Origin of the sequence: Agarivorans sp. 2_MG-2023 (assembly GCF_030548085.1) — a bacterium.
In the GTDB taxonomy this organism is placed as follows: Bacteria; Pseudomonadota; Gammaproteobacteria; order Enterobacterales; family Celerinatantimonadaceae; genus Agarivorans.
This window is the reverse complement of the sequence record NZ_JAUORQ010000001.1, coordinates 303,701-317,600: the sequence shown is the minus strand read 5'-3', so window position 1 is coordinate 317,600 and position 13,900 is coordinate 303,701. Positions and strand designations below refer to the sequence as shown.

Genomic DNA, 13,900 nt, shown 5'->3' with positions numbered 1-13,900 from the left:
GCTAGAAACGTTTACCCACACTAAAGCGGAATAAGTCGGCATCATCTTGGTGGCCTTTCCGGTCAATCACCCGACTAATACTCACCCCAAAGTAACCATCTTCGAAAAATGACCAATGCGGGTAGTAATTAGCACCAAAGCTCACAATGCCTTTCAAATCATAAGCGCTGGTGTGTTCAACCTTATCCACGACAAAGTAACCACCACCGCCCATTCGGCCTTCAAAGTTGTTACCCAAAGGAATAATTTTCCATAGCTGTGTGGTAAATCCGCTACGGTCTGTTGCGCCGTTGTAGCCACCCTCATCAATGTAACCCAGTGATAAGGCGAGGTTGTTATGGAAGCGCTTGGCCATATCTACGCTATAACCCACCTTGGTTTCAGGTCCGCCATGGTTAATTTTTACATTCATCACTGAGGCCCAAACATCATCAACCCAGCGATAGCGTGCTTCTCTTGGCTGGTAATCTGAATTATCGATATCCCAACCCACACCAATCAATAAGGAGTTGCCGTTTGGTCGTGCAGACATAAGATAACTGTTTAACTGCAAGCGCAAATGCGCGCTATCGCTAAAGCGCTTTAAGGGGTAGATAAAGGCCAATGTACTCATCGCCCCTACCCTTTTTTCATTTAACTCTAAGCCTGTTTCATCCACTGTTGTGTCGAAAGACATATACGGGCCAGCACCCACTTCTAAGCGAAAAGCATCTGAAGGCACATACACATAGGTAGCGTGAGCAGAAAACCCATCTCGATGATGGTTATATGGGTGGCCTTCATTGGCGTGAATTAAATCGACCCGCCAGTTACGATGAAAATGCTGGCCAAAACGAATATCAAAAGAGCGGAATTGTTGCTTCTCTTGTTCTTCTGTTGCGCCGTCATCTAGATGGGTAATACCACTGCCCCCAGTAATAGAGAAGTAACTATCTGCACTGGGCTTAAGCAAGGTTTTTGCGCTAACCGGAGCAACAGTGACTAAAGCACTAAGGCTTAGCGATAAACAACAAACAGTGAGGGTTGATTGAATAAGAGATCGAACAGAATAGATAGGCATTGGCTTTAAAGTTTAGTAAATACTTAAATAAATATGTAAAACAGCAGCTTAGCTGCTATTGGGCGAAGCGCTAGCCTAACCTATAAACCAAAGTAATATCAGCAAAACGACCGAATGAATAGAAAACAGGCGCTTTTAAGCCATGTTCAGTACATTTTGGCGAAGATCGTAGTGACCCGAGCCGTTTTATTGTCTATTTTCGCTATTTCTTAAATGATAGTGATAAAACTGAGCAGTGTTATCTGCACCGCCTTGCGTGGAAAATCCTAGCTTATTTAGTAACCTTTGAGAGGGAGTATTATCTTGGCTTACGCCTGCAATAACAGTAGTAAATTTTCGCTCCTGCTCCGCCCAAGTAATAAACCCCTCTAGCAGTTCTAGCGCAAAACCTTGCCGCCAATAATTTTCACCCAGTAAGTATCCTAAATGCGCGCGGCTTTGGTCATCAGGGTAAACAAACATAAAACCAATCATCTGTTGGTCACTCATTTTCGTTACCACAAACAAGCGACTGCCTTGGCTCACCTGTGTTAACCACTGCTCAGCCTTACCTAAGTCGGTTACGTTCTGAAAATAAGGCGGCAACTCACTGGTTACAGCTGGAGTGAGTAACTCCACAGCGCGCAACATAAGCAAAGGTTTGTTTGTTGCAATGTAAGCGGTATCAGCAGCTTCCACATAGAGTCGCTTGGTACTGTAAATACTCAAGTTTGGTATAGGCGCATTGCTCACAACATACTCCTAGTTATCTTCACCGCTTCTTTGTACAAGCCCTTCATTGAATATTCTCACCCGACCAACGCCATGCCCGCTACACTAAGTGATAGATTTGTTTAAGCGGATAGTTGCTATCAATGTTAAGGAATAAAGGTGCTAAATGAAATTGTTAAAGGTGATTGTTTCACTACTCATATTGCTAACTTGCAAACCAACACTTGCGCAAAACAACCCGTGGGAAGCAGCCACCAGCACCTATAAAGCACCCGCTGCTGCAATTGGTTCTTATGCAAATGGTTGTTTAGCCGGTGCACAAGCGTTACCGCTTGAGGGCGAAGGTTATCAAGTTATTCGTAGCCAACGCCAGCGCTACTATGGGCATCCCAATTTGGTGAACTTCATCAGTGATTACGCCAAACAACTGAAACAACAAGGTATCAACAATATTTTGGTGGGTGATATGTCTATGCCACGCGGCGGCCAGTTTAATTTTGGCCATAGCAGCCATCAAATTGGCTTAGACGTAGACATTTGGCTCAAACTTGAAAACGATACACTCAGCACTAAGCAACTGGCTAAACCATATGCGGTAAGCGTAGTAGACAAAAAACAGCTAACCATTAATAAAAGCAACTGGAAGGGTGAGCATAGAACCATGCTTAAAGTTGCCGCTCAAGATGAGCGAGTTGCGCGTATTTTTGTCAGCCCAGTGATTAAAGAGCAGCTCTGTAATCAGCGTACCGAGCAAGACGATTGGCTGCAAAAAATTCGCCCTTGGTGGGGGCATACTTCGCATATGCATGTGCGACTAGTGTGTCCTGCTGGCGATAAACAGTGTAAAAATCAGAAGCCGATTGCCAAAGGCCATGGCTGTGACGAGTTAGATTGGTGGAAAACCCAACTCAGTAATGCCCCTACTCTTAAGCCCGCTAAAAAACCAAAGCCGTTAAAAGTAAAACCGCTACCCTGCGAGCCCTTGGTGCAAAATTTACAAGCAAAGCAATAAAAGAGCTTGGACTAAATAACCAAAGAAGCGAAGCCCTTAATCGATACTTCGCTTCTAATTACGGCCTTAAATGGCTAACTACAAACCCGGTAACATTCCGCCACCAACCGGCATCGCTACCCCCGTTACATAGCTGGCGGCTGGGCTCGCTAAATAACTTACGGTATCTGCGATTTCACTCGGCTCAGCTGGGCGCCCCATCGCAATACCTGCATTCTCAAGTTTAGCGGCCTCTTCAATGCTTATGCCTTCTGCTTCCGCTAAACCCTCATAAGCTTGCTGTAACATGTCGGTTGCGATAGCGCCGGGGCACACTACGTTTACTCTCACTCCTTTGTTTGCGTATTCAAGCGCGAGTTCCTTGGTAATACCCACTAAGGCAAATTTGGTTGCCGTATAGGGATAAGGCATACCCGATAAGGCACCTAAACCGGCTAATGAAGCAATGTTTACAATAGCCCCAGCGCCTTGACGCACCATATGCGGCAGTACGGCTGCACACATTGCCATGGTGCCTTTTACATTTACCGCATAATTGGCATCCCAATCTTTACTTTGGTTCTCTAGAAACACTGGAGAGCCAGCACCAACACCGGCGTTATTAACCAAAATATCTACGCTGCCGTAATGATCTATCACTCGCTGAACTGCTGTATTCACCTCAGCTTGCTGAGAGACGTCAACAATCACACTGATTACTTCAGCACCTTGGGCAGTCAGGTCATCAACCACCAGCTGCAAGCCTTCTGCTGAACTACTTCGTCCGGTTAAGGCTATTTTAGCGCCCTGTTTAGCCAGTTTTAACGCAATTGCTCTGCCTAAACCTTTCATTTTTGTTGCGCCCGTTACAATGGAGACTTTACCTGTAAGCGTCATAATAATCCTCTGATATCAATTGAAACTAAATGCAAATAGTCTTCAATTAAGGACTTAAAACGAAGCGCTCCCTGCGCTCCTCAATCTATCCCTCGACTGTATTTAAGCTCTCGTACGAGACTGTTATTAATGGGTTTACACTGTTGCGTCTTCAGCAACTAATAATGCGTACTCTTCACGTAATTTCGCTTCATTTAAGCCGTATTTCGCTGCCGTTTGTTCAAAGAACGGTGTCCAATGGCTAGCAAGTACTTCCACTTCTTCGGTTTGTGCTTTAAGGCTGTAATAACCTTTTTGCCCAGGCATACGTGGAGCGCCTTTTCCTGGTAATGGCTGAGTTTGTTGCACCGCTTGAGTAAAGCGATCGGCCTTAGCCAGTACCTCACCAATTGGCCCAAAGTGGCTTGGGTCGATAGCGATGTAATAGCTCCCCCCTACTGATGGTTTGTCGGCGTCGCCATTTAAGTAATCAGTCAGTGTTGGCATTTCAGGCGCAATCACCCCTAATGGGTTAATAATTGCCGTTAGTGCTTCGTTCCACAGGTTTAGTGAATACACTCTAGGGTCGGTCAAGTTTTGGTAACAAGATTGGTCAAATACTCGGCCATAACCTTCTACAGGTCGCGCATAAGGCGCTAAATCGTGACCTAGTTCACCGGTGTTTGGGTCAATCACTGTATTGCTTGGTACTTTGGTGCCTTGTAATACCGCTTGAGCGGTGTGGCCGTCGTACCATTCACACAACTTAACGCTGGTCCAAACGGGCGCTTCTTTACCCGACGGGGCAATGGCATCAAATGGTGGAACAGATAGCACATTGCCCATTCCGCCATATGGAGAATTCATCGGTACACTGTTGTTAGACGTTTGAGCAAACATATTATGTTGATGAGCCATCCAAGCATACGAGCCAAAACTACCGGCGTCGTTATGGTTGCCGCCAAATACAATGGCAATACCGTGTTTTTTAGCTTTAGCAATCGCCAGTTCTGCCATTTTGGTTACTGTCCAGTAACCACTAGAGCGTTTACCATCAATCACTGCCCAGCTGTCACCTTCTTCTACAACTTCTGGTTCAGCCTTTATGTCTAACTCGCCAGCTTGAAAGGTTAAATCAATCGCTTCGTACACGCCTAGGCCTTGATTCAATTTACCTTGGCGTATGCCGGTCATTAATGCGCTAGCCACTGCGTTTGCGTGTTCCTCACTGGCACCCGTTGCTTGCCATACGCGCTTTAAAGAAAACTCCATGAAACCCGCATTAACTGATTTGGTTTGAACTTGTGTGCTCATAATCTGTCTCTCTATTAGCTAAAAACAATGTGTATTTGTTTGACGAAAGCCAGTTTACTCAATGGCTAGAAATCTCGAAGTTACACACTGGATCCAAGCCGGAATAGATTAAAAATCACATATAAACAAACACTTAAAGGTGATCATTTAAAGGTGTTTTTAGGTAACAATAAGTAACAGCAGACAACGATTCCCTAAACAGTAACTAAGCTATTGTTAGCAAAGGCTTTGCTAAGCAAGGTGCTACTTTTAGGCGCCTATTAATGGCAGAATGAACTCAGCATAATAAGAAACAGGTGATAAACAGTGGCAAACGGCAAAAGTTTAGATGTAGCGAATCAGCAGCATCAGATACTAATACGCGAGCAGCTAGAACGAATTATTGAAAGCAGCGTATTTGAGCAAAGTCCAAAAATGAAAGAGTTGCTCAGCTTTTTGGTTGAGCAAACTTTGCAGGGTAATGGCGACCGCCTTAAGCAGTTCACCATTGCCATTGAGATCTTTGACCGAGGCGTTGATTTTGATCACCAATCAGACCCCATTGTACGTATTCAAGCGGGTCGAGTGCGTCGCTCTTTAGATACCTATTATTTTACCGCAGGTGTTAATGATGCCCTGTACATCAATATCCCTAAAGGCCGTTATGCCCCTAGTTTTAAACTACGCAGTGAAGAAGACCTTTCACCTGAACCTACTGCACAAACGCCAGTTACGAATAAGGCAGAGAGCTTAAGCCCTAGCCTAACGGTGTTGCCATTTTTGTCTTTAGCAGCCGATGATCAGCAACAGTTTTTTGCCGACGGCTTTGGTGAGGAGCTTGCCACCGAACTGTCTCGTTTCGACAGTTTAAACGTGGTGTCTATGTATGCCATGGGCGATACCAACTTCGACATAAAAACTGCTGCCGACATTAGCCAAGTAGGGAAAGAGCTAAACGTATCTTTTATTGCCACCGGCACCATGCGCGCGCTAAACGATAAAATGCGCATCCACGCTCGTTTATATCGCGCAGACACTGGCCAACAAATTTGGGCAGAAAAATACACCTGTGATATGTCTACTCAAGATTTGTTTGACGCACAGGACCAAATTATTGCCGAGATAGTGGCAGAACTCGCCTCTAGCTTTGGCATTATTCATCGCGAGATTTACCAAAGCTGCAACCATAAAAAAGTTGAGCAATTATCCACTTACGAAGCCACCTTGCGTTACCGCCATTATTTAATGACGCTGAACAAAGAGCACTATCAGCCCGCTTTAGCAGCGCTGCAACAGGCCACCCAACAAGAGCCCGAATTTGCCCTTGCTTGGGCAATGTTAGCGGTGCTGTACATAGATGCCGACCGACTAGCAATGGCCAGTATTCCTAATGCAGTTGAACTGGGCTTTGACTGCGCGCGTAAAGCGGTTGAGTTAGAGGCTAATAACCCTGAGTGTCAAATGGCCTTAGCCATGGCTTACCAAAGCAATGGTGATCAACAAGGTTTAATTGCCGCGGTAAACAAAGTGGTAGAGCTTAACCCTAATGCGGCTTATCAAGTGGGTTTAGCGGGTTGGGCATTGTGTTTAGCCGGTGAATTTAATCAAGGCCGAGCTTTACTAGCGAGCTCTAAAGCGCTGAATCCGTTCCGCCCACCGTGGTTTGCTTTAGCCGACATACTCTACTTTTATTCTGAACAAGATTTTGATCAGGCCCTAAAAGCTTTAGATCAATTCTCTTTAAGCCAACTTTACTGGCAACCATTGTTAAGAACCATTCTGCACTTAGAAAAAGGCGAATATGCACAAGCAAAATCGGCTTACTTAAAGGTGCTAGAACTTTGCCCTGACTTTAAGCAAGCCAGAGAACTGTATCTTAGCGCCTATATTGTTTGCCCTAAACTTAAGCAGCAAATGCTTGCCTCATTAGACCGCTTATAAGCCCAAGCAAAGCCTGTTTGAATACCATTAAGCCCAGCTTTGCTGGGCTTAATGGTATTCAAAAGCAGTGTATTTGGTTACACTCGCGAGCTATTTTCTTCAACTCACCCTCTATCTATTTATGCGCCTAGATAAGTTTATTTGTAAAAGCACTTCGCTAGGCCTGCTACAAGCCAGGGAAGTGATAGAAAAAGGCCTAGTACACGTAAACCAGCAATGTGTTTTGCATATAAATACACAGGTACATGAAAACAACCATATTAGTTTGGCTGGCAAGCAACTCTTTGCTCGCCCTTCTCGCTATATAATGATTAACAAGCCGGCCAGATGTGTATGCTCTAATGTTGATGAAGCTTACCCCTCGGTTTTCACCGCGGTAGGCCTCCCCTTAGATGACCAACTGCATATAGCAGGAAGATTAGACGTCGACACTACTGGTTTAGTATTAGCCACCGACAATGGCCGCTGGTCATTTTCTATCACTCGGCCAGAGCAGCGCTGCCTTAAGGTTTATCGGGTGAACCTAAGTAAACCGCTAACTCCACAAGCCATTCAAGCCTTAGAAACTGGCCTACAACTGCAAGGTGAACCACAACCCACTCGCCCTGCGGTGGTAAAGCTGATATCAGATAAACAAATCTTACTGAGTATTAGTGAAGGCAAGTTTCATCAAGTGAAACGAATGCTTGCGGCAGTTGGCAATCGCGTGACCGCCTTACACCGACAACAAATTGCTGATATTTGTCTTAACGTTGAGCCTAGCAGTTGGCGAGAGCTAAGCTCAGCAGAGGTAGCCTGCATTAAACAGGTGGAAAGCGAGAAGTAAAGTTTACTCAACGGGCTAGATTTCAAAATTGAAACTGTTTACCTGAGTTTCACTATCAGGTGTGTGACTTGATGCGTTCGCTTGGCGGTTTTTTAGCATGCTGTCGTGTAAAGCCTGAATCTGTTGGCTGCCCGTTTTAACAAAAGCAAAGGGCAATATAGCGTGAACTAAACACACAATTGCTGCAAAAAATAGCCGCAAAGAAAAACGCCCTGCAGTCATTAAGTGCTGAAAATAACTCTCGTTAACACTACTGGGATGCTCGTTAAAAATTCGAACTAAATGTGACCACATAATTCAACCTCTATTGATGTTAATACCTTGTTAAAGAGTAATTCTTAAACCAGACAAAAAGTTTGCTTATACATAGCTAATACGTGACAAACACAGAAATTGATTTCACTTAAGACGATATCTTTAGAAAACGCCGCTAATAAACAGCCAAAAATAAAAAAGCACTCACAGCGTAACGCCATGAGTGCTTAAATATATTGTCGCAAAGTTGTGGTTAGCCGTTAAAACTGGCTCGGTGCATTTCAACTATTGGTTTAGCACGCATACACTGTAAACCCAATAACAATGCGATTGCGCTCACCATAGCAACTAACCAGGCCAACGAGCTCCAGCCAAAGGCATCGGCACTTATCCCACTAGCAAAATTGCCTAATGCATACGCCCCGGCAATCGCAAACATTAGTAAACCTTGAGTCATGCCAGCGCCGGCTCGCGATGCTTTAGCGGCGATCGCCGGTTGCACCATATCTACAGTGGTAACGCCTTGCAAATACGCCACATACAGCGCCAAAGGTAAGTACGCCGCATTATTGCTGCTTAATGCTAGTACCACTAAGCCCAGCATCACAAAAACTTTCACTACTACTGCGAGTAGCCATACTTTCTCCCCGCCCACTTTTGCCATGGCTTTACCCACAAACGACAACAATACCAAGCTCACCACCGCCGATACCGACAAAGCCATAGCCGACGATGCAGCGTGTATTGCGAACACTTTGCCCATGTAGTTGGGAAATTGACCAGTAATAATTCCCTGACCTATCGACACAAAAAAGATAGCCAGCAAAATTAAACCAAAACGAGAGAAAACGATCTGTTTAATTCCACCGGTTCCACTTCCACCTTGTTCGACTTGATCAACCCTAATTCGAGAGGCAGCTTGTTTATTGGTGGCGGCGGTAATGATTAAGGCAACTAAAGGCACGGCAAACATTACTGCAAAGCGTATTTCAAACGATACGCCTGCCTCGGTTAATGCAGCTAAACCCACACCCGCCAGTAATGAACCAACAATAGCGACCTGATTAAGTACTGTAAGCTTAGAGGCTTCCTCTTCTGCGTCATAACCCCCGGAGACGATAAACGCCGGGTTAATCATCAGAAGGGAAGCGGAACCTAAACCCAGAAAAACCGAAGCAATAAGATGCAGCGCAAAGCTTGCACCAGAAGCAGCAAAAAGCAATGCTGCAATGGCAATGGCGGCCAATCCAATTAGCTGTGCAGCTCGATGCGCACAATACTTGTCAGCCAAGCCTCCAAGTAACGGCGCCAATAAACCCGATAAACCCAATATTCCCATCGCCAAGCCCACTTGCGTAGCGCTGCCAGTTTGCTCATAAATAAAAGTAGGGACGAGGATCGGGATAAACACCAGCTGAATAACCCCGTAACACAAATGCGCGGTGTACCAGCCTTCTAAACCCCAGAAACGTGGTGTTTTCATAAATAACTCCTAAGCGGGAAAAACAAAAAGGCGACATTACTGCCGCCTCATTCATTACAAACTGGCTTTGCCAAAGGCTTGTGGCCATTCTGTTTTACGTTTTTCACCGTTACGCTTAGCAGTGCAGTCGGCTAACCAGCAAAGCAGCTTCCAGCTAATACCCGCAGCAATGTAACCATCACGCTTAGAAATATCGTGTTGTGGTGTGTATTCCACCACGTCGGCCCCTACTAAATTAATGTTACCGTGCTTACGCAAGTAACGAATAATATCCCACACTTGGCGTGACTTAAGGCCAAAGGGTTCAATCGCCGAGTTAGAGGCATTGTCTGTGGCATCTAATGAATCAAGATCAAAGCTAAAGTAACAAGGACCATCACCTACTCGCTGCAAAATACGCTCGGCGATCTCGGTGGTGCCTAAGTCGAACACATCGTCAGAGGTATAAGTTTCTACCCCAAAGTTTTTAGCATGGCCGCCGACTAAAGCTGTCATTCGACCACGAATGCCCATGGTAATCATGCGTTCCGGATCTAGATTCCCTTCAGCAAAGTTACGAGTAAACTGGTTGCCCGAATGGTACGGGTATTCAAAGTCAGCGAATGTTACCAAGTCATAATGCGCATCAAAATGAATCAAACTTAATGGGCCAAACTTTTTACCTAAAGCCGCAATGGGTGCATAGCTGGTGGTATGGTCGCCGCCCCAGGTAAAGGTAACGCAATCGTCTTCCAGTACAATTTTCTCGTACTCTTCAACAATTTTTTGCACCTCATCTTTCATATCAAACTGGCCGTAAGTATCAATATTGCCGTAATCAATAATACGCGCATCATCAAACGGAATATCCCATCCACCGGTTGGGCTTGGCTCAATAGTACCCATGGCGTTTTTAGAAATTTCACGCAAGGCCTTTGGCCCATATTTGTGCGAGCTATTCATAGGTGCGGCTTTTTCTAAAGGCTGCCCCACCACCACAATATCGGCATTCTTGGTATCGCGAGAGAACGGCGCCATAAATGCACCTAAGTATTCTTTGTTTAGGTTACCTACCACCTCTAGGCCAACACCGCCCATTTCGCTAATGCGCACTAAGTGTTCCATCACGTCTTGATCGATACCATCGATGCTCTGCGAATTCATCCATAAATCTTGATATTTAGCCAAACGCTCAGCTGGAATTGGCGGATGCTTTTTAAAAGTAGATGTAGTCATAGTATAAATCTCCGGTTTAAATCAGCGATTAAGCAGTTGGCGTAACGCTGTTTTGTTTTGACGGAGCCATTGTGGATTTTAGAGCGAACACAAAGAAGTAAGTTACTGGAGTAACCCGGTGACAAAGGGTAACAAGAGGATGAGATAACGCCATAAGATCATGTAAAAGCTAATGTTTTTAAATCAATAGCTTTGACAAGGCTAGTAACAAAAGACACACTAGCTAACCATAAAGTTAAAGGAATAACGGGTTATGCCAAGGGGCCAAACATCATCTTAATTAAACACTTAGCGCTAAGTTTGCTAATTTTAGGGCTAACTGCCTGCTTCGGTTCATTAACCGAAATAAAGCTCAAAGTGATTGATCAAGATGGCCAAGCTGTTAAGAATGCAGAAGTGAGTATGAGTTTTTTGCTCGGCAAAGGCAGTAATAAATTTAAAGGAACGACTGATGAAAAGGGAGAGGCAACAGCATTACGCGTTGGTCAATTTGGGGTAATAGTGAGAATAAACAAAGAGGGATACTATCAGTCAAAAACAAGAACCGGCGGCAGTGGCAATAGAAACCTCACCATGGAGCTGCGCAAAAAGAAAAACCCCACTGCCATGTATGCTAAAAAGCTTCTTCTTCCCTTCCCCAAGAAACGAGAAGCAATCGGATTTGATTTCGAGCAAGCTGATTGGGTTAGCCCTTATGGTAAAGGGAATACTGCTCATATTTTCTTTTACTTAGACGGTGAATATATTGATGTACACAACAACAACGATGAACTGCAAATCTCTTTTGCTAATGCAGATGATGGCTTAGTTAAATTAAATAAAGCTACAACTAACTCCGAGTATCTGTTTCCCTATCTGGCACCTCAATTAGGTTACACAAATATCCTCACATTAAAACACCAAACATCCTCCAACAGCAAGAGCTTTACCACCTACGACAATTCTGCTTTAGGCTACATTTTTCGGATTAATACTAAACTAAATAGTGAAGGTGAGGTTGTACATGCCAATTATGGAAAAATATCAGGTGAATTCCTCGGCTCATCTTACACCGGCACCACCAAACGCAAAAATGTAGGTTTTGTAAAATTCACCTACTACTACAACCCTACCCCCAACGACCGTAGCCTAGAGTATGATTGGCGGCAAAACCTTTTCATAGATCTAAAACTCAATGAGACAATTAGGGAGCCTTAAGCTTGCAAACCAGCAGCAATAAAAAGAAACACCAAGGAACAGGTAAATGACCCTAACTAAAAGGCTCATACTCAGCTTGCTTTTAATGAGCATGACAGCGTGTGCGAGCACCTTAACTAGCGTAAAGCTAAAAGTGGTAGATCAAGATGGCCTACCTGTTGAAAATGCTGAAGTTTTTTTGGGCTTTATCCTTGGCAATGAAGGAGCTAATGTCAAAGAATTAACAGATAAAAATGGAGAGCTTAAAGCTACTCGCAGACAAAATCTTGGGGTAATAGTCAGGGTAAATAAAGAAGGTTACTACCAATCTAAATTAAGAACCGGCCCTAGCGACCAAAACCTCACCATCGAGCTGCGTAAAAAGAAAACTCCCACCGCTATGTATGCCAAAAAGCTGACTCTTCGCTTCCCCAAGAAAAAAACCGCAATTGGTTTTGACTTCGAACAAGCCGACTGGGTTGCACCTTATGGAAAAGGAAATATTGCCCATGTTTTCTTTTACTTAGATGGTCAATTTATAAGCACCACTAACTACAGTGATGAGTTGAGAATAAGCTTCTCAAACCCGGAAGATGGACTGATTAAGCTAACAAAAAACTCCACAGCTTCCGAATACCAGTTTCCCTACCTTGCATCACAAGACAATTACCAAAATGGTATCACATTAAAAAGTTTTCGTTCTGGCTCAGATAAAGTGACCGATTACGACCAATTTGCTCTGGGTTATACTTTTCGCGTAAATACCGAGGTCAATAGTGAAGGTGAGGTAATACATGCTAATTATGGAAAAATATCAGGGGATATTTGGGCCTCAGCAGCAGAAAGCAAAAAGAAGAAAAGTTTCGGGTTCATCAGATTCACGTACTACTACAACCCTACCCCCAACGACCACAGCCTCGAGTTTGATTGGCGACAAAACCTTTTTCGCGACCTAGAACACGAAGAGAAAGTCTATGAGCCGTAACCCGCCAAGTACTAAAGAATTGATAATGATTTTATTAGTTAAACGCCTAACGCTAATCCTAGTGTTGATTAACTTGAGCGCCTGCGCAAGCACATTAACTAGCGTAAAACTTAAAGTGGTAGATCAAGATGGTCTACCTGTAGAGAATGCTGAAGTCTTTTTGGGTTTTATCCTTGGTAATGAAGGAGCTAATGTCAAAGAATTAACAGATAAAAATGGACAACTTAAAGCTACTCGTAGACAAAACCTCGGGGTAATAGTCAGAGTAAATAAAGAAGGTTACTACCAATCTAAATTAAGAACCGGTCCTAGCGACCAAAACCTCACTGTAGAGCTGCGCAAAAAGAAAAACCCAACGGCTATGTATGCCAAAACACATATTCTCCGTTTTCCAAAGAAACAAGCGAAGATTGGTTTTGACTTTGAGCAAGCCGATTGGGTTGCTCCTTATGGTAAGGGAAATACCGCCCATATCTACTTTAACCTTGATGGAGAGTATGTAGATATGTGGAATCACCACAGCGCACTAAATATAACCTTCCCAAACTCACTAGATGGAATAATTGAAGTAAGTAAAAACACTAGTACCTCTGAATTTAAATTCCCTTATCTGGCTTATAGTCAGTCATATAAAAACAGCCTAGTACTTAAGAAGTCACGCGAAGGTTTGGATAGCAAACGGCTCCTAAACTATGATGAATCTGCTTTAGGTTATATTTTTCGTGTAAATACCGAGATCAATAGTGAAGGTGAAATAATAAACGCAAATTATGGAAAAGTACTTGGCTATATTAATACCTCATCTCAAGTAAAGAAAAAAAGCGCAGGCGCTATTAGATTCACCTACTACTACAACCCCACCCCCAACGACCGCAGCTTAGAATTTGATTGGCGACAAAACCTTTTTCGCGACCTAGAACACGAAGAGAAAGTTAAAGCGCCTTGAGTTCTTCTAGGTTCATTGCTTGTTACGTGGACTCTATTAACCGGCCTTGCAAACCTACAGCACTTGTTGAGGACGTTTAGCCAGTTTGACAACTAAAGCGTTCATTCAACAAGGTCTCAATGGGTTAATTGAATATCAATTA

13 protein-coding genes are annotated in these 13,900 nt (G+C 43.9%); 6 read left to right on the top strand and 7 right to left on the bottom strand.

The annotated features are described in order from the left end of the window. Position 1: 1 nt before the first annotated feature. Positions 2 to 1,060 (bottom strand): hypothetical protein, encoded by a 1,059-nt coding sequence (locus tag Q4549_RS01395; protein WP_303553117.1) that lies wholly within the window; start codon positions 1,058 to 1,060, stop codon positions 2 to 4. A 186-nt stretch (positions 1,061 to 1,246) separates the two neighbouring features. After that, on the bottom strand, positions 1,247 to 1,792 hold the full coding sequence (locus Q4549_RS01390; protein ID WP_303553116.1) for a GNAT family N-acetyltransferase: 546 nt from the start codon (positions 1,790 to 1,792) through the stop codon (positions 1,247 to 1,249). A gap of 145 nt (positions 1,793 to 1,937) precedes the next feature. On the opposite strand from Q4549_RS01390, the gene mepA reads away from it, so the two are divergent. Beyond that, a complete protein-coding gene (gene mepA, locus Q4549_RS01385) occupies positions 1,938 to 2,783 on the top strand; it encodes a penicillin-insensitive murein endopeptidase (protein ID WP_303553115.1) in 846 nt (281 codons plus the stop codon). A gap of 78 nt (positions 2,784 to 2,861) precedes the next feature. Here the strand turns inward: mepA and Q4549_RS01380 are convergent, their stop codons facing one another. Next, complete coding sequence (locus Q4549_RS01380; protein WP_303553114.1) at positions 2,862 to 3,659, bottom strand: SDR family NAD(P)-dependent oxidoreductase; 798 nt, start codon at positions 3,657 to 3,659, stop codon at positions 2,862 to 2,864. Between the two features lie 135 nt (positions 3,660 to 3,794). Then, positions 3,795 to 4,952: an Ldh family oxidoreductase gene (locus tag Q4549_RS01375; protein WP_303553113.1), complete on the bottom strand. Its 1,158-nt coding sequence runs from the start codon at positions 4,950 to 4,952 to the stop codon at positions 3,795 to 3,797. A 306-nt stretch (positions 4,953 to 5,258) separates the two neighbouring features. Here Q4549_RS01375 and Q4549_RS01370 point away from each other — a divergent pair, with 306 nt between their 5' ends. Further along, complete coding sequence (locus Q4549_RS01370; protein WP_303553112.1) at positions 5,259 to 6,872, top strand: transmembrane adenylate cyclase; 1,614 nt, start codon at positions 5,259 to 5,261, stop codon at positions 6,870 to 6,872. 73 nt (positions 6,873 to 6,945) lie between these two features. Next, entirely contained in the window at positions 6,946 to 7,698 is a 753-nt protein-coding gene (locus tag Q4549_RS01365; RefSeq protein WP_336622626.1) for a pseudouridine synthase, read from the top strand. Between the two features lie 15 nt (positions 7,699 to 7,713). Here the strand turns inward: Q4549_RS01365 and Q4549_RS01360 are convergent, their stop codons facing one another. The 3 genes from Q4549_RS01360 to Q4549_RS01350 form a co-directional block, all read right to left on the bottom strand. Continuing rightward, complete coding sequence (locus tag Q4549_RS01360) at positions 7,714 to 7,992, bottom strand: DUF6356 family protein (protein ID WP_303553111.1); 279 nt, start codon at positions 7,990 to 7,992, stop codon at positions 7,714 to 7,716. 214 nt (positions 7,993 to 8,206) lie between these two features. Next, on the bottom strand, positions 8,207 to 9,436 hold the full coding sequence (locus tag Q4549_RS01355) for an MFS transporter (protein WP_303553110.1): 1,230 nt from the start codon (positions 9,434 to 9,436) through the stop codon (positions 8,207 to 8,209). Between the two features lie 54 nt (positions 9,437 to 9,490). Beyond that, positions 9,491 to 10,651, bottom strand: coding sequence for an arginase family protein (locus Q4549_RS01350; protein WP_303508530.1), 1,161 nt, complete (start codon positions 10,649 to 10,651; stop codon positions 9,491 to 9,493). A 192-nt stretch (positions 10,652 to 10,843) separates the two neighbouring features. Between Q4549_RS01350 and Q4549_RS01345 the strand changes: the two genes are divergently transcribed. The 3 genes from Q4549_RS01345 to Q4549_RS01335 all read left to right on the top strand — a co-directional run bounded on the left by Q4549_RS01345 (position 10,844) and on the right by Q4549_RS01335 (position 13,758). Beyond that, positions 10,844 to 11,848 (top strand): hypothetical protein, encoded by a 1,005-nt coding sequence (locus Q4549_RS01345; protein WP_303553109.1) that lies wholly within the window; start codon positions 10,844 to 10,846, stop codon positions 11,846 to 11,848. Positions 11,849 to 11,894: 46 nt separating this feature from the next. Next, positions 11,895 to 12,812, top strand: a complete 918-nt coding sequence (locus tag Q4549_RS01340) for a hypothetical protein (RefSeq protein ID WP_303553108.1) — start codon at positions 11,895 to 11,897, stop codon at positions 12,810 to 12,812. A 61-nt stretch (positions 12,813 to 12,873) separates the two neighbouring features. After that, the gene (locus Q4549_RS01335) at positions 12,874 to 13,758 is read left to right on the top strand and encodes a hypothetical protein (protein ID WP_303553107.1); all 885 of its coding nucleotides are present in this window, start codon (positions 12,874 to 12,876) and stop codon (positions 13,756 to 13,758) included. Positions 13,759 to 13,900 lie beyond the last annotated feature (142 nt).